Genomic DNA, 20,739 nt, shown 5'->3' with positions numbered 1-20,739 from the left:
GCTTAACATTAGAAGTCGCATTAGCGTGGACTCCAGCGCAGGTCCAGCGTGCATGGCAGTTCCTGACTGGGCATTTCCGGAGTAGATGTCTGATAGCCATGGCTGTGGCCACTGTCGCTAAACCGGCCCAGGCGTCTTGCTTCTGCTTCAAACGCATTGACGGGGAAGGTTTCAAAGCTGCGTCCTGTGGGGTGTACCACATGGTAAGTACAGCCTGCGACAGCACGTTGGTTCCAAGTGTCGATGATGTCAAATACTAGCGGCGCGTGAATAGGAATTTGTGGGTGCAGCGCAGAGGGCGGCTGCCATGCGCGGTAACGCACACCCGCTACTGCCTCGCCGTTGCGTCCGGTCGGTGCTAGCGGTACTTGGCGGCCGTTACAAGTCACCTCATAACGGTCACCGCTCATACCATTCACTTTTACCTCTAAGCGTTCTACCGAGGAGTCGACGTAGCGCGCAGTGCCGCCTGCGGTGGCTTCTTCGCCCAATACGTGCCACGGCTCAATGGCCTGGCGCAGCTCAATGGAGAGCATAGGCGTATGCAGCCGACCGTGAACGGGGAAGCGAAACTCCAAGAAGGGCGCAAACCAGGCGAGCTCAAAATCAAACCCATGATGGCGCAGGTCACTCAGCACATCGCTCAAGTCCTCCCATAAATAGTGGGGCAGCATCCAGCGGTCTTGCAGGGCGCTGCCCCAGCGCACGGGCTTGGCGCGGTACGGCGTTTTCCAGCAGCGGGCGACCAGCGCACGAATCAGCAGCATCTGCATGAGTCCCATACGCGCATGGGGAGGCATCTCAAAACCGCGCAGCTCTAACAGCCCGAGGCGACCGCTATCGCTATCTGGGGAGTAGAGTTTATCAATACAGAATTCAGCGCGGTGCGTATTACCGGTTAAGTCGGTCAGCAGGTGGCGCAGCAAGCGGTCGACTAGCCAGGGCTGAACCACCTCTCCTTCGGGCATTTGCTGCAGGGCAATCTCCAGCTCATACAGCGCTTCATGGCGCGCTTCGTCTACGCGGGGTGCCTGGCTGGTAGGGCCAATAAATAGCCCAGAAAACAGGTACGAGAGGCTGGGGTGATGCTGCCAGTAGGTGACGAGGCTAGCGAGTAAATCCGGGCGACGCAGAAATGGTGAGTCATCTGGGGTCAAGCCGCCCAGCGTGACATGGTTACCGCCACCGGTGCCGGTGTGGCGGCCATCCAGCATAAACTTTTCGGTGCCCAGGCGGGCTTGGCGCGCTTCGTCGTAAAGCCGCTCGGTTTGCACGACCAGAGTTTGCCAGCTTGCCGCTGGCATAATGTTGACCTCAATGACACCCGGGTCGGGAGTGATCTGGAAGCTCTCCAGGCGCGGGTCACGTGGCGGAGCGTAGCCTTCGATCATGACCGGGCAAGCCAGCGTATGGGCGCACTCTTCGATGCTACTCAGCAGGTCAAGGTAGTGCTCAAGCTGCGTCAGCGGTGGCAGGAAAATATGTAAGCGCCCTTCCCGTGGCTCGATACACAGGCTGGTGTGAATAATCTTGTGCTCGCGGTCATCTTCGGCACTGGGCTGCTGCTGAACCGCTTCGCCTTCAGGGTGGCTTTGGCTTGGGTGTAGGCTCTGGCCTATACGCTCCGCGCTGGTAAAACGGTGCTGCTCGGCATGACGGCGGGCCACTTCGCCGTGAATGTCACCCAGCGCGGGGCGCGGGGCAAACAGCGACTGCGGCTGGGGCTGGTCTTCCGGGTCGGCCCAAGGCAGAGCGGAAAGCGGCAGGCGAAGGCCCATGGGCGAGTCGCCGGGCACTAGAAAAAGGTGGTCGCGTTTCAAAGGCCAGCGCCCGCTCTCCCAACGATGCGATTGCGCGAGGGAGTGGCGCAGCGGCAGGGCATAGCCGACGACTGCACTCAGGTCCTGTTCCAGCAGGCGTGCCAGGCGGCGGCGCTCGGCGTCATCTTTTAAATCAACTGTGCGTGGGTCAACGTTCACCGGCAGGGTTTGTTCTTTCCATAGGTAGTAGTAGGCATCTTCAAAGGCGGGAATCCAGAAGTGCTCTGCGACTCCTAGGCGTTCGCTTAGAGCACGGGTGAAGCGCTGGGCCATGGCGTCATCGGCCACTACGGCAGGCGCGCCTTCCATGCAGGCCAGCCAGCTTGGGTCGCGCCACAGCGGCACGCCATCTTTGCGCCAGTAGCAGGCCAGTGCCCAGCGGGGTAGCGGCTCGCCGGGGTACCACTTACCTTGCTGCTGTTGAATCACACTGCCGGGGCCGTAGGCGGCCTGCAGCCGTGTTAACAGCGCTTCGGCACGCTCGCGTTTGTGCTCACCCAAGGCGTCGGTGTTCCACTGGGGGCTTTCCATATCATCAATGGAGACAAAGGTAGGCTCGCCGCCCATGGTCAGGCGCACATCCTGCTGGTTGAGTTCGTGGTCAACTTGGTCGCCTAGTGCAAGAATCTGCTGCCACTGTGGGTCACTATAGGGCTTGGTGACCCGAGGATCTTCATGAATGCGCTCGACGCGCATCTCTACGTCAAATTTCACCTCGCACTTATCTGAAAATCCGGTAATGGCGGCGGCGCTTCCCGTGGTAGGCGTGGCGGCTAGCGGAATATGGCCTTCGCCAGCAAATAGGCCAGAGGTGGGGTCAAGCCCTACCCAGCCCGCACCGGGCAGGAACACTTCGGTCCATGCGTGAAGGTCGGTGAAATCCACCTCGGTACCACTGGGGCCATCCAGCGCTTTGACATCCGGCGTTAGCTGAATCAGGTAGCCCGAAACAAAACGCGCCGCTAGGCCCAAGTGGCGCAGAATCTGCACCAGCAGCCAAGCACTATCACGGCAGGAGCCGCTGGCTAGGGCTAAGGTTTCCTCGCAGCTTTGAACCCCAGGCTCCATGCGTACTAGGTAGCTGATGTCTTTCTGCAAGCGCTGGTTGAGCGCCACGAGAAAATCGACGCTGGTGGTCGGTTCAAGGGAGACGTCTTTTAACCACTCCAGTAAGCGCGGCCCTGCCTCGGTGACTTCCAGGTAAGGTCCTAACTCCTTGGTGAGCTCATCTGGATAAGTGAAGGGGATTTGCTGGGCCACATCATCCAAGAAGAAATCAAACGGGTTGATCACCGTCATCGGGGCGACGAGTTCGACGGCGATGGTGAGCTCTTTACGTGGCTCGGGAAATACCACGCGAGCATTAAAGTTGCCGAAGGGGTCCTGCTGCCAGTTTAAAAAGTGATCGTCGCCTGAAATATGCAGTGAATAGGCATCAATATGCGTACGGCAGTGGGGCGCCGGTCGTAAACGGATAACGTGGGGTGAGAGCCTAACGGGACGGTCGAAACGATAAGTCGTGCGGTGATGCAAGGCAACGCGAATGGTCATGAGCCACCCTCAAAAAAAGCCAGAAGTAACCGCGCAGATAAACAAGGCATCGGTTAAGAAAGATAAGTAAGCAGAAGTATCGTTGGAGTTGGCGCTTTTTGCAGCTGCAATATGCGTAAAGTCGTTTAAGAAGTGTGAAAAATGGTGGCTATATCATGTGGTGCGCGCTGGCTGCACTAACTTGGTGCTTTTTGATGCATGGCGCTTTATGAAAATGCACTAATAAGACTCAGTGGCGCACAAAAAGTGTTCTTTTTAAGGAGGAGTAAGGTTAACTTTGAACGTCATGGTTGGTTTAAGCGTTGAAACAATGGGCAAAGTGGTATGGCTTTTGCGTGCTTATATAGTCAGACCGCTACGTAGATTGTCTGCGTCAGGCCTACACTACTGATTGAGGAAGTTGCCGCTTCCACCCTTGCGCCAGGAGAGCGCCCATGAGCCAAGTAGACTGGAACAACTATACGTGCCGTGATTTTTACGATGAGCTATTAGCGGCACCGGGAAAACCACGCGCCTCCGCGGATGAGCTATGTAATATGCTGGCGCGCTTTAGCGCTGAAGAGTTGGCAGAGCGTAAAACCGCCGCTGAAATTGCCATCCGAACAATGGGGATTACTTTTACCGTCTATTCCGAAGGGGCCATGATTGATCGTGCATGGCCCTTTGATATTGTGCCAAGGATTATACCGGCGAATGAGTGGCGTAAAACGGAAGCTGGTTTAAAGCAACGTGTTCAAGCGCTTAACTTGTTTATTGATGATATTTATCACAAACAAAACGTTGTTAAAGATAAAGTGTTACCTGCCGAAGTGCTTGCTCAATCAGCAAATTTCCGCCCTCAGTGTGTAGGCATCAATCCGCCCCATGGCGTCTGGGCGCATATCTGTGGTTCCGACCTGGTACGCGGCGGCGATGGCACGCTTTATGTGTTAGAGGACAATCTACGTATTCCTTCCGGTGTTTCCTATATGCTGGAAAACCGCAACGTGACCAAGCGCGTGCTGCCGGAGCTGTTTGCGTCGGGCAAGATTTTGCCGGTGGATGATTACGTTGCCCAGCTTTACGACATGCTGGCGGCGATGTCGCCACGCCCTGGGGACGACCCTCAAGTAGTGGTATTAACGCCCGGTATTTATAACTCCGCCTATTTTGAGCACGCTTATCTTGCTCAGCAAATGGGCGTTGAGCTGGTGCAAGGCAGCGACCTGCTAGTGGATGAGGACGATTTGGTCTTCATGCGCACGGTAGAGGGGTTGCGCCGGGTCGATGTGATTTATCGCCGTGTGGATGATGAGTTTCTTGACCCGGAAGCCTTCAATCCAGACTCCATGCTGGGTGTGCCGGGCCTAATGCGCGCTTGGCGGGCGGGCAAAGTAGCATTGGCCAATGCCCCCGGTGCCGGTGTGGCTGATGATAAAGTGGTGTATGCCTTTGTGCCGGAGCTGATTCGCTACTATCTGGATCAAGAACCCCTGCTGCCCAACGTGCCCAGCTACCTGTGTATGTTTGAGGATGACCGCAAGTATGTACTCGATCATTTAGATGAGCTGGTGGTGAAGCCCGCCAACGAGTCTGGTGGCTACGGCATGTTGATCGGCCCGCGCTCTACCAAAGAGACCCGCGACGAGTTTGCGCGTTTGATCAAGGAGAACCCGCGTAACTACATGGCCCAGCCTACCCTAGCGCTTTCCACCACGCCTACGCTTGCCAATGGATTACCCCAGCCCCGCCATGTGGATCTACGCCCGTTTATTCTCTCTGGCCCTGAAACCCACGTTACTACCGGGGGGTTAACCCGTGTGGCACTGGTGGAGGGATCGCTGGTGGTGAACTCTTCCCAAGGGGGCGGCAGTAAAGACACCTGGATCGTCGAGACCGATGAGAACGCGGCGGGTGCCGCTGAGCAGAAAGGAGCCTAGCGCCATGCTGTCACGCGTAGCTGAAAACCTCTACTGGATGGCGCGTTACATTGAACGGGCCGAAGATACCGCGCGGCTGTTGAGCGTCAATAGTCACCTGATGCTGGATTTACCGCGCCATTTACCGCTGGGCTGGGCACCGCTGATTGAAATGACCGGCACGCTTGAAACCTTTAATGAACGCCATAGCAGCTTTGATGAGCGCAACGTGGTGCACTTTTTGTGTGCCGATGCCCAGAACGGTAGCTCGATTCTTTCAGCGCTGGCGAGTGCCCGGGAAAACCTGCGTACCACCCGCGATGTGGTACCCAGAGAAATCTGGGAAGAGGTCAACCAGCTTTACCTTAACGTGGCCGACCACGCGGAAAGCGGCGTCAGCCCGCGGCGCCGAGATGCATTTTTGAAAAACGTGATTCGCGGTTGCCAAACGTTGACTGGCTTGATTGAGGGCACGCTCAGCCATGGTCCAGCGCGCACCTTTATCAAGTTAGGCCGCCAGTTGGAGCGGGCAGACATGACCACACGTATCGTTGACGTGCGCTCAGCCAGCCTGCTGCCGCAAAACCCTGAAGAGCTATTGCCGTTTGAAAACCTGCAGTGGATGAGCGTGCTGAAATCGTTAACGGCTTATCAGATGTATCGTCAGCAGGTGCGTTTACGAGTACGTGGGCCAGATGTGCTGCGCTTTTTACTGCAAGATCCGCACCTGCCACGTTCCATTGCCTGCAGTCTGGAAACCTTAGGCCAGGAGCTCCAGCTACTGCCGCGTCAGGACCGTGTAGCGGCCACGGTGTCGCTGGTGCGGGCAGATGTGGTAGATGCAGATATCCAAGCGCTTGCGCACTCCCCCAGCAAGCTGCACGCCTTTGTCGATGATCTACAGATTGGCATTGCCGCTATTCACGATACGCTCAGCGCCACCTACTTTGTAAGCGGCGACAGCGTTCCACGGGTGGCCCAACGGCAAAGCCAAAGCCACGCAGGAGACCACGATAACGACTAATTAAGCGGCTTGAGAGCTGGCGTTTGCGTTCTGAATGAGTTCATGCAGGTACGCCAGTTTCTCCCTGACGGCGGGGGCAATGACCCCCGGTGCTAAATCCAGCAGACCCATATCCCGGTTTAGCTCATTCACCGCCATACCTACCTGATGAAACGCCCGCAGCATGCTGTCCAGCGTGCCGTCATACTCGGCGCGAGAAAGTCCCATGTGTAGTGCAGTATCCAGCACGGCTACCATATCCAGGTAAAACGCGAATGTTTCAGCGAAGTCTTCCCAAGGGTGCATGGAGGCGTAGGCGGAAATAAAGCGTGTCGGCCAGTCAGTGGGTGCTCCTTGCTGGTAGTACTGTTCTAGCGCATCACTATAAGTGGGGTTGTTGTGATCGCCAAAGACACGGCAACTGGTGCTCTCATCTTGGCCTTTTACGAGAAGATCCCAGTAGTAGTGGCCAATCTCATGGCGAAAGTGACCGATCAGCGTACGGTGAGATTCATTCATATCCACGCGTAGCCGCTCCCGCTCAACGTCATCGGCTTCTTTGACATTGATAGTGATATGCCCATTAGCATGGCCCGTATACACCTTTTCTTGGCTTGCTGTAGAGCGCCATAGCCCTTGGTCGGGTAGCGCATCGGCCATAAACGAGAAGCTCAGCGGCACACGGATATTTTCCCCTTCGGTACCGTGGGGCAGCTTGAGCAGATCCAAGGTATGGAAGAGCCGCCGCTTGGCCGCTTCCAGCGCCGCCCAGCGCTCGCGGTTACCGGGAGTACCCAGGTCAGGAATCACATCGTTGTAGCGGCAGCAGTCGCAGAGTGAGTCTGCATGACCTTCAGCCATGACCACCATGCGGTTACACACGTTTTCCGCCGAGTAGTTGTGACATTGCATGAGCGCTGTGCCGCAGCCTTCATGGGTACAACGGTAGCCGCCGTTGTCTAGCGGTTCCAGCGCGACAATATTGCTACAAGTAGGGCACCAGCCAACATCAGACTCGCAGGCCAGGCAGTGAGTGTTTTCAAAAAACAGTGGGTTGCCGCAGCGGCAGCTAAATGTCTGCATGGATGCCTCCTGGTGTTAAGCCGCGTAGTTGGATGAAACCGTCTTCTTGTCTGAAGCCCTTGGTGCATCTATAGGAAAGCTATGCTCTCTACTTTGCGGGTATGTCTTAGAAACAGCATAGCGAGGGCGCTGCCGAGAGGGAAAGGCGAATTGCATTTGGCTAAACGTTTTTGTCTTTATCGAGTGGCTAATTGACGTTTACGTTAACTTGCTGATATACCCTACAGGCTCCCTATTAGAATCCATAACAAACACAACCACGAGGATCAGTGTTATGTCCGTTCGCGAAATACCCATGTATATCGATGGTCAGCCAGTGATGTCGCAAAGCCAGGAGTGGCGCGACGTTGTTAACCCGGCCACCCAAGAGGTAGTGGCTCGCGTTCCATTCTGCACCTCAGAAGAGGTCGAGCGGGCCGTTGCCAGTGCCAAAACGGCGTTTAAAGAGTGGCGCAAGGTGCCGCTGGGTAAACGCATGCGCATTATGCTCAAGCTTCAGGCCCTTATTCGCGAGAATACGGCAGAGCTTGCCGCGTTAATTACCGAAGAGCATGGCAAAACACTGCCCGATGCCGAGGGTGAAGTAGGCCGCGGTCTTGAGGTGGTGGAACATGCTTGCTCCATTACCTCGCTGCAGCTAGGCGAGTTGGCGGAAAACGCAGCGAACGAGGTAGATGTTTATACCATGCACCAGCCGTTAGGCGTGGGCGCGGGTATTACGGCATTTAACTTCCCGATTATGCTGCCCTGCTTTATGTTCCCGCTGGCTATTGCCACGGGTAACACCTTTGTATTGAAACCCTCCGAGCAGGACCCGAGCTCTACCATGCGGCTAGTCGAGCTAGCCCATGAAGCGGGCATTCCCGCTGGCGTGTTAAACGTGGTGCACGGTGGTCCGGATGTAGCGAATCAAATTGCTGACCACCAGGATATCAAGGCGCTGTCGTTTATCGGCTCGACTCATGTCGGCTCGCTGCTATACAACCGTGCCGCGGCGGCAGGCAAACGGATGCAGGCGATGATGGGGGCCAAAAACCACTGCGTCGTTATGCCTGACGCTAACCGCAGCCAAGCGATTGACAGCCTGTTAGGGTCTGCCTTTGGCGCGGCCGGGCAGCGCTGCATGGCGAACTCGGTAGTGGTGCTGGTGGGGGAAGCCCGGGAGTGGATAAAAGATATCGAAGCCGGTGCCCGTGGCATGAAAGTAGGGCCAGGCTCCCAGCGCGATGCAGACCTGGGGCCTTTGGTATCGCCCCAGGCGAAAGAGCGGGTTGAGCGCTTAATCAGCGCCGGTGAAAAAGAGGGCGCCACACTTCTGGTAGATGGCCGTGGCTATACGGTGGACGGCTACCCGGATGGCAACTTTGTAGGACCGACGCTATTTGCCGATGTAACGGCGGATATGACCATTTATCGGGAAGAGATTTTCGGCCCTGTGCTGTGTGTGGTTAGCGTAGAAACGCTGGATGACGCCATCAACTTTATTAATGCCAACCCCAATGGCAACGGCACGTCAATTTTTACCAACTCTGGCTGGGTGGCTCGCCGGTTTGAAACGGATATCGACGTTGGCCAAATTGGTATCAATGTGCCGATTCCTGTTCCCGTTGCTTACTTCAGCTTTACCGGATCTCGGGCATCCAAGCTGGGTGACTTAGGCCCCAACGGCAAACAGGCGATTGCTTTCTGGACGCAAACTAAGACCGTCACGGCCCGTTGGTTCGAACCTGAAAACGTCTCTAGTGGGATTAACAGCACCATTTCGTTGTAAAAGATTCGTTGTTATACGTTGGGCGATGCGCCTCTTCCACGCTAGCGGAGGAGGCGCAAGCGCGTTAAAAACGATCAAATAGTGGCAGGCTGTCGTTGAGCAGTTGCTCAATGGGGGCAAGCTGGCTTTCATGGAGCACTAGCAGGTAAGGGGCGTCGTGCTGCTCGCTTATGGGTGCCAGCAGTGCAAACTCACCCTCTTCCATGTGGAATTCATGGATTTCACGGGGGCCATGTGGGGTATCGCACTGAGAGCAACGATAACTGTCATCTTCGCCGTAAACCAGGCGGTGATACATCTTAAATAGCGTATAGAGGGCTAACCCACCATCAAACGCAGGCCAACGTGCAGGCGTCTCGACAATATCGTCTGTCAGCGTTTGGCCTTCTGCCTCGGCATCTGCGATGGCATCGGCAAGAGGGGCAGCTAAAATGGCCGTGTTATCGGCAGGTAGCGGCGCATTTTGCCGGGCGGCGGTGGTAAAGCGCTCCACGGCAGTGTGGTAGTCATCTAAGCTATGTAGCGCATAATCGGCGTGCTGCAGGTCAGATGGCTCAAAGCCTCCGTTCTCCCAGCCATGAATGACACGTAGAGTGACTTGCCCGCGCTGCATCGGGCGCGCTAGCAGCGTATGAAGCATAACGCGGATATGTAGCTGACGCTCATCCGTATCGTTTTCGAACGCACGGTAAGGGTCGGCAAAAAGCTCATGCAAACGCCCTGGCGTGTGCTCTTTAGCTTCAGAGTATGTCATGGTGGTTTCCCTGTTAGTACGCCGCTTTGCTGATAACGTACGGCTTTTATGACATGGACTTAATAAGAGTATGGTGAGCGCGAACGCGAAATGAAAGGTGCTTTAGTTAGCAATTTGTTACCAGTTAATTTAATCGCGCTATTTATATCATGAACATAACAAGAAGGTGTCAATATGTCTGCTGCTATTAGCCGTTTTAAACTTCCCGAAACGCTGGATGATGTGCCAAGCGATATTCGTGATGCGATGTTAGCTGTGCAGGAAAAAGCGGGGTTCGTGCCTAATGTGTTTCTGATGCTGGCGCATCGCCCTGAGGAGTTTCGCGCTTTTTTTGCCTATCACGATGCCCTGATGGAGCGCGACTCCGATACGCTGACCAAAGCTGAAAAGGAGATGATTGTGGTGGCTACCAGTGCCCGCAATCGCTGCTTGTACTGTGTGGTTGCCCATGGCGCGCTGGTACGCATTTACAGTAAAGACCCGTTATTGGCCGATAATATCGCCATTAACCATACCGTCGCGGGGCTAAGCGAGCGTCATCGTCTAATGCTCGATTTTGCGCTGCATAGCGCTATCGAACTAGGGGAATTTTCTCCGCACTGGCAAACCCGTTTAGAAAAAGTGGGGTTTACCTTAGATGACTGCTGGGATATTGGCGCCATTGCGGCGTTTTTTGGTATGTCGAATCGCTTGGTGACCCTAGCGGGCACGCCGCCTAATTCCGAGTTCTATCTCATGGGGCGCGTGCCGAAAAAGCCTGACGAATCGGTTCGCGAAACGCCGTAAGACTTTACTACGGCGCTGCTTTGATTGAGGATAGCGCCTTCATTCACTGTCGCCAGGGGAGCCCAAAACGGGCTGAGAATGCGCGTAACGCAGACCCTGGAACCTGATCCGGTTCGTACCGGCGGAGGAAGCGCGACATGCCATACCTAACGTATGCTGTGTTAGGCGCAGCCCTGTGCTGCTTTGCATTTCTGGGTCTTCGGGCACGCTTTGGCGGCGGCTCGCTGGATGATTATGTCACCGCCCGCAACTCGCAAACTGCGTCCACTCTGGGGCTGTCTTTTTTAGCCTCTGGAATGGGTGCCTGGATTCTGTTTGCTCCACCTGAAATTGGTGCCTTTGTTGGCCCCGTGGCGCTGCTGGGCTATGCCTTTGGCTCGGCGCTTCCGTTTATTGTATTGGGCCTTTATGGGCCAAAAATACGCCAAGCGCTGCCAGAAGGGCGCAGCATCGCGGAGTTTGCTGAGGCGTGCTATGGCAAAAACGTTCGTCGCTTTGTGGCGATGGTATCTGTTGCTTATATGGGCTGCTTTTTAGCCGCTGAGTTAACTGCCATTGGGGCCATTACCGCGCTGCTCTCTGATGTGCCGCCTGCCGTGGTGATCATTGGCGTTGCTCTAACGACGCTGGTGTACACCGTGATGGGCGGCCTTCGCGCCAGCCTTGCGACCGACCGTTGGCAGGCATGGCTGCTGTTGGCCCTACTACTGGCGGTGGCGAGCGTAACGCTTTGGCGGCTACCGAGCATGCCCAGCGACGCCGCTTTACCCTCATTGCCAATCGGTAGCTCGCTCAGCGTGGCATTGACGCTGGTGATTGCTGTGACGGCTGCCAATTTATTCCACCAGGGCTATTGGCAGCGGGTGTGGGCGGCACAAGATGACCAAAGCCTTGGGCGTGGCGCCTGGCTAGGCGGTAGTATGACGATTCTCGTGGTGATGGTAATTGGTGGCGTGGGCATGATGGCCGCCATGAGCGGTGTCAGCTTAGGTGAGCCGCCCATGCCGTTTTTTGCGCTGTTAAGCGATGCGCCGATATGGATCACTCTGCCGTCACTGGTACTTGCCGTTACCCTGGTCACGTCTAGCGTCGACACGTTACAAAACGGGATTGCCTCGCTATGGGCCAGCGGCGACCGCCCAGATGCTTTAACCAAGGCCCGCTGGCTCACTGTCGCGATCATGGTGCCGGTGATTGTGATTGCTCTGCAGGGGCTCTCGGTGCTTCGCCTGTTCCTGATTGCCGATCTGCTGTGTGCCGCCATCGTGGTACCGGTACTGCTTGGCTTATGGCAACGCATGACGCCTATGGCTGCGATAGGCGGCGGGCTTGCTGGGCTAGTGGGCGCTGTGCTGCCGGGTTGGTTGAGCCAAGGCAGTGTTAGTGCGGGCGTGATAGCAGCCACCTTCCCCGGCAGCGTACCAACCCTTGGCCCGTTTGTTGGGGCGCTGCTGCTCTCAACTGCAGTGAGTATGATCATTGCTGGAGCCAACAAGCGCCGCGTCCTTGCCCGTTAATCAAGGCGTTAAGCAGGAAATTTCGTTTCGCGTTATGCTGGCAGGGGTCTGACTACTACTGTAGGTGCGATCGCCATGAGCCACCTGTTACCTCCTAACGAAAATGCCCGTTTGGCTGCGCTTAACGAGCTAGCACTGTTGGATACGCCGAACGAGCCTGTTTTTGATCGCATTACGCGCTTGGTAACGGTGCTACTCGGTGTGCCACAGTCAACTATCACTCTGATTGATTCTGATCGGCAGTGGTTTAAGTCGCAAGTTGGCATCAATATCTCCGAAACGCCGCGGGATGTGGCGTTTTGTGCCTACACCGTGCTGGAAGCTTCTCCGTTGGTGGTGAAAGATGCGCTGCAAGATGAGCGTTTTGCCACCAACCCTTTAGTGACTCGACCTGATGGAATACGTTTTTACGCAGGCATTCCGCTTAAAAACTCACAGGGACTGGTGCTGGGTTCGCTGTGTGCGATGGATAGCAAACCGCGGCAGTTGAGCGCTCAGGAGCAGGCCGCGTTGCAAGATTTAGCCGACATTGTGACCGGTGAGATTCACCTGCGCGAACGGCTCATTAAAGAGCAAAAAAATAGTATTGCCACCCAAAAAGCGCTCACTGAGCTTCATCAAAGCCTTGAACAGCAAATCGAGCGGCGTACTCGCGAGCTCAATTTGGTGATTGAGTCTGCCTACGATGCCTATCTGAGCATTGACGCCCAAGAGCGGGTGCTGGACTGGAACCGTGCTGCAGAGAGCATATTTGGCTGGAGTCGCAAAGAAGCTTTAACGCGCCCACTAACGGCGCTTATGTTTCCCCAAGGGCTACCCAATCAAGATGAATCTGCGCCTATTTCTTGTGAGGCGACGCGCCGTGATGGCGTCCGCTTGCCGGTCGAAGTACGCCTGAAAAGCTATGAGATTAATGGTCGGATGCGCCGTAGCCTGTTTATTCACGATATCACTGAGCGCCAGCAGCTAGAGCGGCTTCGGGATCAACAGGCCCGTGAAGATGTACTGACTCGGTTGCCTAATCGCCGTGCGCTTGACGAGCGCCTATCCGAAGCGATGGCGCGGGTACGCCGTACCCTAAACCCGCTTGCGGTGCTGTTTCTTGATTTAGACGGGTTCAAGCGTGTTAACGACCAGCATGGCCACGCCATGGGTGATGAACTGCTGCGCGACGTTGCCAAGCGCTTGCAGTATGCCGTTCGCGAGACGGACTTTGTTGCCCGTTGGGCAGGAGACGAGTTTGTCGTGCTGCTAGAAGGAGTCACCGCCGAGGCGCTAGAGCCATTGGCCCAGAAACTGATTCACCTCATTGAAGAGCCGCTTCATGTTGGCAGCGCTACCTTACGGGTTAGTACCAGCATCGGTGTAGCGCTATTTTTGCCAGGGGCGTCTGAAACGGCTCAGGAGTTGTTAAAGCGAGCTGACGTGGCAATGTATATGGCTAAGCGGGCGGGTAAAGCGCGTATAGAGCTAGCGCGCCCGGCAGATATAACGCCCAAGACTTAACGAACCCAGGGAAGAAAATGATTCGTTGCATATTAACCACCCCAGAAGGCGATGTGCGTGAGGGGGATGTACGCCTAATCGACGACTGGAAAACAATGCCCACTGCCCATTTGTGGGTTGATATGAAAGGCGAAAGCGAAGCGCAGGAGCGTGATGTGCTAGAGCGTTTTGACTGCCATCCCTTGGCCATTCAAGATGCCCATAAAGAGCGACACCCGCCGAAAATTGAAGAGTTTGAGAACCATACGCTGATTATTTATCGCGGCATTTCATCATTCGATGCCCAGCTTAATTTTGTGCCCCAGCAGGTCTGTTTCTTTATCGGCGAACGTTTTTTGATAACGCTTCACCCCGGAGAAGCCTTGAGTATTGAGCGGCTGTTAAATGAGCAGGGTAAGGCGTTGCTGGCGCTTTCCCCAGAGCATGTGGCATTAAAAGTGATGTATACCTCAGCAGGATTTTATATTGATAGCCTGCTGGAGTTTGAGATGGAACTTAGCGATCTTGAGGATGAGCTGCTCGAAAACGGCAACGATGTTCTGATGCGTAAAATTACGACTTACCGCTCGCGGCTGGTGAAAATGCGGCGCATCTTTAGCTATCACAAAGGTATTACTCAAGAGCTAACAGCGTATGACTACGCCCACTTACCTAGAGGTGAGAGTGAAACCCTGCACGCGATTACCGATGTAGAGGAGCGCTTTGAGCGCCTCTATACGCTGACACAAATGTACTACGATATTTGCGGTGACTTGGTGGATGGCTATATCTCTATTTCTTCTCACCAGCTAAATATCACCATGCGTGTTTTGACGGTGATTACCGCTATTTTTGTTCCGCTGACGTTCATTGCCGGTATTTACGGAATGAACTTCGAATATATGCCTGAGCTTAGCTATCAATACGGCTACTTCTTTGTATGGGGGGCCATGTTGGGTATTGGCGGTATTTTAATCTGGCTGTTTAAACGCAAAGACTGGTTCTAAAGCCCTTGTCGGGCGGTGAGTTGGTGTAAACGAAATGCCAGCATGCAAAGCCCCAGCGCAATCAAGAGCCACAGAGCGGCCAGTAACATAGGAAAAGCCCGGGCCCCGGCGATATCCAGCAGCGGGCCTGTTAAAGACGGAATAATCAGCGCACCGCTACCCGCTGCGGTAAAAATAGCGCCGGTGGTGCGGCCCCGCATCACAATGGCCTGGTTGCATAGCGCAAAGAGTGTCGGGAAAAAAGCAGAGGCCGAAAGCCCAAACAGCAGTGCTCCGAGGCTTAGAGGCAGCCAGTTAAAATGCAGGCCGGCCGAGGCACCCAAGCCCAGCGCCAAACAACTGGCTAACACCTGCCAGGGTGAACAAACACGCAGCAGAGGAATGGCCAGCAAACGGCCAGCAGATAGCGCTAGCCAGAATAGGGTGGCCAGCAGTGCCGCCTGCTCGGTAGTCAGCCCTGACAGCGCGCCATACGCCGTCACCCAGCCAGCAAACGTAATTTCAATGCCCACATAAATGGAAAACAGCAGCATAAATAGCCCCAGCAGCAGTGGGTCACGATGTTTGAGCGCTGCCAAAGTGGCTGGGTCAGGGTCTACCGTTGGCATAGTCGGGCTGGCAAAGCGCGACAGTGGCCACAGCATGGCAGCCACGCTTAATGCAACAATCCAAAACGTGAGATGAAATTGCCCGGTAAGTGAGAGTGCGGCAATCATAATCAGCGGCGTAAGCATGTTGCCGAAGCTAAAGCAGAAGTGTAGCGCGCTCACGTTTGGGCCTGCCGCATCGCGGTGTAGCCATAGCAGTAGCGTATTTCCCCCCGCGTTTAGCGATACTTCCGCAAAGCCCAACAGCATAAACAGCAGCGTTAACAGCACCAGGAGCGGGCTAAGCGGCGCCAAGGCGAGTCCTGCCACCGCCAGTACCCCCATCATTAACAACACGCGATGGCCGTTAAAGCGGTCCATCAGCAGTCCCGTTACAATAGCGCCGCTCATATTGCCCACCGCTCGGGCGGTGAACAGTACTGCAATCTGGCTCATGGAAGAACCGCTCGCTGCGGCTAAATGAGGCAGGGCAGGGCCTAGCAGCCCGCCGGTCATGCCGATGGCGATAAACAGGCCAAAATAGGTCCAGGTAAGGCGACGATGATACGCAGAGATAAAGTGAAGCATACCGTTCCTTGGCAGGGTCTGAGGGATGCGGCTGGTTGGCTAGCTTGACGTGTTTTTCATCCCATCACTATTGGCGAAAAGTTGACGCCGTGCCATGTGGTTTACGCGGGAGTGTGGCATGCTCGCAGTCGACCAACGACCTGCAACTCACCAGAGAGTGAACACCATGACGATTATGATCTTAGGCCTGCTAATATTTCTTGGCGGGCACTCGGTACGCATTTTTGCTGAATCCTGGCGACAGCAGCAAATAGCCGCACGCGGCGAAGGCACCTGGAAACTGGCTTACTCAGCCGTGGCCGTGATAGGGCTGGCCCTCGCGATTTATGGCTATGGCTTAACGCGCTTGGACCCTATCCATATCTGGTTTCCGCCGATGGGCTTACGCCATGCAGTGGCGTTATTGATGCTACCTGCGTTTATTATGCTGGCAGCTGCTTACGTACCGCGTAACGCTATCAAGGCCAAACTAGGCCACCCCATGATGCTGTCAGTTAAAATTTGGGCGTTCGCCCACCTGCTGGTGAATGGTCGACTGGGCGATATCCTCTTTTTTGCTGCTTTCCTTGTATGGGCCATTTTGGCGTTTAAAGCTGCCAAGCAGCGTAGCCGCCAACATCCTTCAGCGCCTCAGGCCACCTCGCTGCCCGCGACACTGGCAACGATTGCCATTGGCGTGGTGGCCTACGGACTGTTTGCTTTCTACTTACACGGCGTACTGATCGGCGTACCTGTTTTTGGCTAGCCCTTTGATGCATCTCGCAGTTTTGTTCTCTTAATATCTTGAACCTCGCCGGGCGTTTGTTATTGTCGCGGCGTATGCACTAATAAGGAGCCAGCCCATGGCCGACACGCAACACACTGCCCACGCGACGCCCATCCCAACAAAGATGTCTGCGATGTTATTAACCGGCCACGGTGATGTGGATGCTTTGCAGTATCGACAGGATGTGCCGACACCAAAGCCAGGGCCTGGCCAAGTGCTCGTCCAGGTAACGGCCACCGCGAAAAACAACACCGACCGCAAAGCGCGCGAAGGGCTCTACCCGACGAAGGGCAAGGAGGAGGTTACCTCGTTTGCCATGGGCGGTTCGCCAACCTTAACGTTCCCGCGTATTCAAGGGGCCGATGTTGCCGGGCGCATTGTCGCCGTAGGTGAGGGTGTGGATGAGCATCGTATCGGCGAGCGTGGCCTACTGGATTTCAACATCTACGCCGATGAGCGTCGTGATATTAACCTCACGCCGGACTACTACGGCCACGGTGCTGATGGCGGCTATGCTGACTATATTGCGGTGCCTGCCGACCAGTTCCACCACGTCGCTAACCCTGAACTGCATGATGCTGAGCTGGCCGCTATGGGCATGTGCTCCTATCAAACCGCCTACCACATGATGACTGCCGCCAACGTGCGCGCAGGCGAGCGGGTGTTGGTTAGCGGCGCCAGCGGCGGGGTGGGCACGGCGCTCATTCAGCTGTGTCGCATTGTTGGGGCGATCCCTTATGCGGTAAGTCAGCTTGATAAAGCCGATGCGCTTATTTCGCTTGGGGCGGAAGCGGTGATTGACCGTGGCGACCTGCCAACGTTTGTCGAGCGTGTGCTGGCGGAAACCGGTGGCCAAGCGATTGATGCGGTGATGGATCTGGTAGGCGGCGAAATGACCGACCTTTTCATCGACACCATGATTGGCGATATGCAGCGCCGCACCACCTATCCACGGCTTTCCATTGCTGGTGCCAGCGGCGGCAATATCAGCGAAATCATGTGGACTCGCATTTATCTGTATCAGGTGCAGATTTTCGGTGTGTCCCACGGCACCCGGGAAGAGGCAGAGCAGCTGATTGACTGGATTCGCAGCGGCGAACTTAAACCCGTTTTGCATGGCGCCTTTAAGCTCTCCGAGCTACATGATGCCGAACGCTATTTTGTAAACCGTGGCAGTAACTACCTGGGTAAAATCGTGATTGTTCCCGATGCCCAGTGGGACAATCACGGCGCACCTTTTGCTCTTACCACTGCCTAGGAGGCGGGTTTGTGAAGAACCTCCATACGATTCAATTGTTGGACACTCATGCGGGCGGCGATGTCAGCCGTATTGTCACCGGTGGTATTGATGCGCTACCCGGCGCTACGGTTCGTCAGCAGATGGAGTATCTGCGCGACGATGCCGATGGCCTCAGGCGTTTGCTGTTGGAAGAGCCCTATGGCATTCCAGAGATGTCGGTAGACCTGCTGGTTCCTGCCACAGACCCGGAAGCCGTGGCGGGATATATCATTATGGAAGTGATGGGCTACCCGATTTACTCCGGCTCCAACACGCTCTGCACGGCCACTGCCGTTTTGGAAACCGGCATTGTGCCGAAGCAGGAGGGCATCCAGCGCTTTAAGTTGGAAGCGCCTGCGGGGTTGGTGCAAATTGAAGCCCGCGTGCATAAGGGCGTGGTGGAATCGGTCACGTGTGAAGGTCTGCCCAGCTATATCGATACCTATCGGGATACCATCCAAGTACCAGGGATCGGTGACGTGACCTACTCGGTCGCTTATAGCGGCGGCTTTTACGCCCTGGTAGATGCCGAGGCGCTGGGATTCAAGCTGGTGCGAGATGAAGAGCAGGCACTTGCCGCCTGCGCCCATAAAATCGTTGAGGCGATTCAGGCGCAGCGTGGCTTCTCCCACTACACCTTGGGAGATGTGGGCCCGCTGCCGTTTTTGCACTTTATGGGGCCGGAAGAGCAGGTAGCTGAAGGCTATATCCGCTCGCGTTCGACCACCTATGTGCATCCCGGAGTTATCTGCCGCAGCACCACGGGCACTGGCACCTCTGCACGGCTAGCGCTGATGAACTATGAAGGGCGTTTAAAGCTGGGTGATAAGCTGGAAACGGTATCGCTGCGGGAAACTGGTTTTATCGGCACCTTTACTGGTACTCATCAGGAGGGCGCTTACCAAGTGGTGGAAAACACCATTACCGGGCGCAGCTATGTACTGGCGGATTCCAAGATTGTAATTAACTGCGACGACCCGATGGTGGCTTGTGGCGAGCTTCACCATATCCTGAGCGACCGTCACAGCGAGTAATGTTGAGCGAGTAGGTGGTGGAGTGTGGAGTGCTCAATCGGTAGTCACACCGCCTACAACATAACCTTCCTGTTCAATGCGCTCCCATACCGGGGCCTTTTCGGCCTCGGTCATGCTACCCCAATAGGCAATTTCATCCAGCGTGCGTCCGCAGCCCTGGCAGACCTCGGTGCTCGGCTTAATTTGGCAAACGTGAATACAAGGCGATAATGGACGAGATGGGATTGGCATGACGGTCACTGTGTCAGGTATCGAGAGGGCACGTATAAAAGAGGGGCACGTATAAAAGAGTAAGGGCAGCTCCCTGCTAACCCACCGGCACTTTACCACGCAGCGACTTAATTTTGCCTTTGCGGGTTTTATGGTCCACCCGACGCCGCTGAGAGCCTTTGGTGGGCTTGGTTGGGCGGCGCGCTTTTGGCTGTTTCGCCACGCTTCGAATCAATACCTGTAGACGGTTCAAAGCGTCCTCTTTATTCAGCTCCAAGGTGCGGTAGCTTTGGGCTTTAATAATCACCACGCCTTCTTTGCTGATGCGCTGGTCGGAGAGTGCCATCAGGCGCTCTTTATAAACCGGCGGCAGCGTTGAGCGCTGAATATCGAAACGCAAATGCACCGCTGAGGCAACTTTGTTGACATTTTGGCCGCCAGCGCCCTGGGCGCGAATTTGGCTAATATCAATTTCCCAGTCCGCCACGCTGACGCTATTGGAAATAGTGAGCATTCAGTTCCTCTGTGTCGCATGTAGCATCTTAGGCTAGCACATTTAACACAGAGGCGACGGCCCGCTGTATGGCTACCCTGCCAAGTTAGTTATCGGCTGGTTGCTGTCAAACGCCAGCACATTGTTAAACGCATCGTGGAAATAGAGTTCATAGCTATCTTTTTCTACATAGCCTAGGTGAGGGGTAGCAATGAGATTAGGCAGTGCTAACAGCGGGTGGTTAATCACGGGTTCTTCGTCAAATACATCCACTGCGGCACGGCCGGGTTGGCCTGCTTTTAAAGCAGCATCAAGCGCGCCTGGAGCGATTAATGGTGCTCGGCTGGTGTTCACTAGCAGGGAGGTTGGTTTCATTAGTGCGAGATGTGCGGCGGTGATAATGCCCCGGGTAGCCTCATTTAAACGCAGATGCAGGCTGAGTACATCCGACTGTGCAAACAGGGCTTCTTGGCTCTCTGCCACCGCCAGGCCAGCCTCTGTAGCACGCTGACGGGTGCCTTCACGGCCCCAGACCAATACCTTCATCTCAAAGGCTTGCCCATAGCGAGCGACTAGGCTGCCAATTTTGCCGTAACCAAATATGCCCAGCGTGCGGCCCCTAAGCCCAGCCCCTAAAGTACGCTGCCAGCGGCCCGCTTTTAGGTTGTCAACCTCCTCGGGAATATGCCGCATTGCCGCCAACACCAGCCCCCAGGTTAACTCGGCAGCAGCATAGGGGGAGCCTTTTCCGGTCATCACCGTCACGCCATGTTGCCGACAGGCATCAAGATCCACATGGGCAGCGCCACCCCCCGTCTGGCTGATCACTTTTAACTTGGGTAACCTCGCCAATAGCTCAGCTGTAATAGGCGTTCGCTCGCGGATTAGCACTAACGCATCCGCTTCTTTAAAGCGTTCGACCAGCGCATCCAGTTCGCCAACCGTATCGTTATAAATGGTCACCTTATGACCGTTAAGCAGCGCAAATGCGTCAAGGCCTCGCACACAGAGCTATGGTGATTTCTGGTGTATGGAAGCAGGCTGAAGGGGTGGCGTATCCTGTTGGTTGATCACCGCCAAGATCACAACCAACAGAGGAATGATACG

The 20,739-nt window shown here is 55.4% G+C and carries 17 protein-coding genes and 1 riboswitch; of the genes, 10 read left to right on the top strand and 7 right to left on the bottom strand.

Annotated elements, in window-relative coordinates; translation table 11 throughout:
* Positions 1–20: 20 nt before the first annotated feature.
* Complete coding sequence (locus BIS10_RS04135; RefSeq protein WP_253502815.1) at positions 21–3,371, bottom strand: DUF2126 domain-containing protein; 3,351 nt, start codon at positions 3,369–3,371, stop codon at positions 21–23.
* A 434-nt stretch (positions 3,372–3,805) separates the two neighbouring features.
* Between BIS10_RS04135 and BIS10_RS04130 the strand changes: the two genes are divergently transcribed.
* Together BIS10_RS04130 and BIS10_RS04125 are read left to right on the top strand one after the other, a co-directional pair.
* Positions 3,806–5,290 (top strand): circularly permuted type 2 ATP-grasp protein, encoded by a 1,485-nt coding sequence (locus BIS10_RS04130; protein ID WP_253502813.1) that lies wholly within the window; start codon positions 3,806–3,808, stop codon positions 5,288–5,290.
* Between the two features lie 4 nt (positions 5,291–5,294).
* Entirely contained in the window at positions 5,295–6,293 is a 999-nt protein-coding gene (locus BIS10_RS04125; RefSeq protein ID WP_253502811.1) for an alpha-E domain-containing protein, read from the top strand.
* On the opposite strand, the gene BIS10_RS04120 is transcribed toward BIS10_RS04125, so the two are convergent.
* Positions 6,294–7,355, bottom strand: coding sequence for a putative zinc-binding metallopeptidase (locus BIS10_RS04120; protein WP_253502809.1), 1,062 nt, complete (start codon positions 7,353–7,355; stop codon positions 6,294–6,296). It lies immediately after the preceding gene.
* A 274-nt stretch (positions 7,356–7,629) separates the two neighbouring features.
* Between BIS10_RS04120 and BIS10_RS04115 the strand changes: the two genes are divergently transcribed.
* A complete protein-coding gene (locus BIS10_RS04115; protein ID WP_062360159.1) occupies positions 7,630–9,126 on the top strand; it encodes a CoA-acylating methylmalonate-semialdehyde dehydrogenase in 1,497 nt (498 codons plus the stop codon).
* Positions 9,127–9,190: 64 nt separating this feature from the next.
* Here BIS10_RS04115 and BIS10_RS04110 read toward each other — a convergent pair whose 3' ends face one another.
* Positions 9,191–9,880, bottom strand: a complete 690-nt coding sequence (locus BIS10_RS04110; protein WP_253502807.1) for a hypothetical protein — start codon at positions 9,878–9,880, stop codon at positions 9,191–9,193.
* A gap of 174 nt (positions 9,881–10,054) precedes the next feature.
* Here BIS10_RS04110 and BIS10_RS04105 point away from each other — a divergent pair, with 174 nt between their 5' ends.
* The 4 genes from BIS10_RS04105 to corA all read left to right on the top strand — a co-directional run bounded on the left by BIS10_RS04105 (position 10,055) and on the right by corA (position 14,675).
* A complete protein-coding gene (locus tag BIS10_RS04105) occupies positions 10,055–10,666 on the top strand; it encodes a peroxidase-related enzyme (RefSeq protein WP_083024858.1) in 612 nt (203 codons plus the stop codon).
* Between the two features lie 44 nt (positions 10,667–10,710).
* Positions 10,711–10,814: riboswitch (TPP riboswitch) on the top strand.
* Entirely contained in the window at positions 10,804–12,183 is a 1,380-nt protein-coding gene (locus BIS10_RS04100) for a sodium:solute symporter (protein ID WP_253502805.1), read from the top strand. It overlaps the preceding riboswitch by 11 nt.
* Before the next feature lie 75 nt (positions 12,184–12,258).
* Complete coding sequence (locus BIS10_RS04095) at positions 12,259–13,689, top strand: diguanylate cyclase domain-containing protein (protein WP_253502803.1); 1,431 nt, start codon at positions 12,259–12,261, stop codon at positions 13,687–13,689.
* Positions 13,690–13,706: 17 nt separating this feature from the next.
* The gene (gene corA, locus BIS10_RS04090) at positions 13,707–14,675 is read left to right on the top strand and encodes a magnesium/cobalt transporter CorA (protein WP_062360163.1); all 969 of its coding nucleotides are present in this window, start codon (positions 13,707–13,709) and stop codon (positions 14,673–14,675) included.
* On the opposite strand, the gene BIS10_RS04085 is transcribed toward corA, so the two are convergent.
* Positions 14,672–15,850 (bottom strand): sugar MFS transporter, encoded by a 1,179-nt coding sequence (locus BIS10_RS04085; protein ID WP_253502801.1) that lies wholly within the window; start codon positions 15,848–15,850, stop codon positions 14,672–14,674. The two genes, corA and BIS10_RS04085, sit on opposite strands and share 4 nt — an antisense overlap.
* A gap of 166 nt (positions 15,851–16,016) precedes the next feature.
* Between BIS10_RS04085 and BIS10_RS04080 the strand changes: the two genes are divergently transcribed.
* From BIS10_RS04080 to BIS10_RS04070, 3 genes are all read left to right on the top strand, one after another.
* Positions 16,017–16,595 (top strand): NnrU family protein, encoded by a 579-nt coding sequence (locus BIS10_RS04080; protein ID WP_253502799.1) that lies wholly within the window; start codon positions 16,017–16,019, stop codon positions 16,593–16,595.
* A 97-nt stretch (positions 16,596–16,692) separates the two neighbouring features.
* A complete protein-coding gene (locus tag BIS10_RS04075) occupies positions 16,693–17,874 on the top strand; it encodes a zinc-binding dehydrogenase (RefSeq protein ID WP_253502797.1) in 1,182 nt (393 codons plus the stop codon).
* A gap of 11 nt (positions 17,875–17,885) precedes the next feature.
* Positions 17,886–18,929 (top strand): proline racemase family protein, encoded by a 1,044-nt coding sequence (locus BIS10_RS04070; protein WP_253502793.1) that lies wholly within the window; start codon positions 17,886–17,888, stop codon positions 18,927–18,929.
* A gap of 33 nt (positions 18,930–18,962) precedes the next feature.
* Here the strand turns inward: BIS10_RS04070 and BIS10_RS04065 are convergent, their stop codons facing one another.
* From BIS10_RS04065 to BIS10_RS04055, 3 genes are all read right to left on the bottom strand, one after another.
* The gene (locus BIS10_RS04065; protein ID WP_253502791.1) at positions 18,963–19,160 is read right to left on the bottom strand and encodes a DUF1289 domain-containing protein; all 198 of its coding nucleotides are present in this window, start codon (positions 19,158–19,160) and stop codon (positions 18,963–18,965) included.
* A gap of 76 nt (positions 19,161–19,236) precedes the next feature.
* Entirely contained in the window at positions 19,237–19,653 is a 417-nt protein-coding gene (gene arfB, locus BIS10_RS04060; RefSeq protein ID WP_253502788.1) for an alternative ribosome rescue aminoacyl-tRNA hydrolase ArfB, read from the bottom strand.
* A gap of 72 nt (positions 19,654–19,725) precedes the next feature.
* Positions 19,726–20,595, bottom strand: a complete 870-nt coding sequence (locus tag BIS10_RS04055) for a D-2-hydroxyacid dehydrogenase family protein (RefSeq protein WP_253502785.1) — start codon at positions 20,593–20,595, stop codon at positions 19,726–19,728.
* Positions 20,596–20,739 lie beyond the last annotated feature (144 nt).

It is taken from the genome of Halomonas sp. 707B3 (assembly GCF_024158645.1).
Classification (GTDB): Bacteria; Pseudomonadota; Gammaproteobacteria; order Pseudomonadales; family Halomonadaceae; genus Vreelandella; species Vreelandella lionensis.
Note: the sequence above shows the minus strand (reverse complement) of the source record. Positions and strands in the feature narration are given on the sequence as shown.

Bases quoted from the DNA above. Each gene is read 5' to 3' on its own strand.
- BIS10_RS04135 (WP_253502815.1), bottom strand. From the start codon at position 3,371: ATGACCATTCGCGTTGCCTTGCATCACCGCACGACTTATCGTTTCGAC.
- BIS10_RS04130 (WP_253502813.1), top strand. From the start codon at position 3,806: ATGAGCCAAGTAGACTGGAACAACTATACGTGCCGTGATTTTTACGAT.
- BIS10_RS04125 (WP_253502811.1), top strand. From the start codon at position 5,295: ATGCTGTCACGCGTAGCTGAAAACCTCTACTGGATGGCGCGTTACATT.
- BIS10_RS04120 (WP_253502809.1), bottom strand. From the start codon at position 7,355: ATGCAGACATTTAGCTGCCGCTGCGGCAACCCACTGTTTTTTGAAAAC.
- BIS10_RS04115 (WP_062360159.1), top strand. From the start codon at position 7,630: ATGTCCGTTCGCGAAATACCCATGTATATCGATGGTCAGCCAGTGATG.
- BIS10_RS04110 (WP_253502807.1), bottom strand. From the start codon at position 9,880: ATGACATACTCTGAAGCTAAAGAGCACACGCCAGGGCGTTTGCATGAG.
- BIS10_RS04105 (WP_083024858.1), top strand. From the start codon at position 10,055: ATGTCTGCTGCTATTAGCCGTTTTAAACTTCCCGAAACGCTGGATGAT.
- BIS10_RS04100 (WP_253502805.1), top strand. From the start codon at position 10,804: ATGCCATACCTAACGTATGCTGTGTTAGGCGCAGCCCTGTGCTGCTTT.
- BIS10_RS04095 (WP_253502803.1), top strand. From the start codon at position 12,259: ATGAGCCACCTGTTACCTCCTAACGAAAATGCCCGTTTGGCTGCGCTT.
- corA (WP_062360163.1), top strand. From the start codon at position 13,707: ATGATTCGTTGCATATTAACCACCCCAGAAGGCGATGTGCGTGAGGGG.
- BIS10_RS04085 (WP_253502801.1), bottom strand. From the start codon at position 15,850: ATGCTTCACTTTATCTCTGCGTATCATCGTCGCCTTACCTGGACCTAT.
- BIS10_RS04080 (WP_253502799.1), top strand. From the start codon at position 16,017: ATGACGATTATGATCTTAGGCCTGCTAATATTTCTTGGCGGGCACTCG.
- BIS10_RS04075 (WP_253502797.1), top strand. From the start codon at position 16,693: ATGGCCGACACGCAACACACTGCCCACGCGACGCCCATCCCAACAAAG.
- BIS10_RS04065 (WP_253502791.1), bottom strand. From the start codon at position 19,160: ATGCCAATCCCATCTCGTCCATTATCGCCTTGTATTCACGTTTGCCAA.
- arfB (WP_253502788.1), bottom strand. From the start codon at position 19,653: ATGCTCACTATTTCCAATAGCGTCAGCGTGGCGGACTGGGAAATTGAT.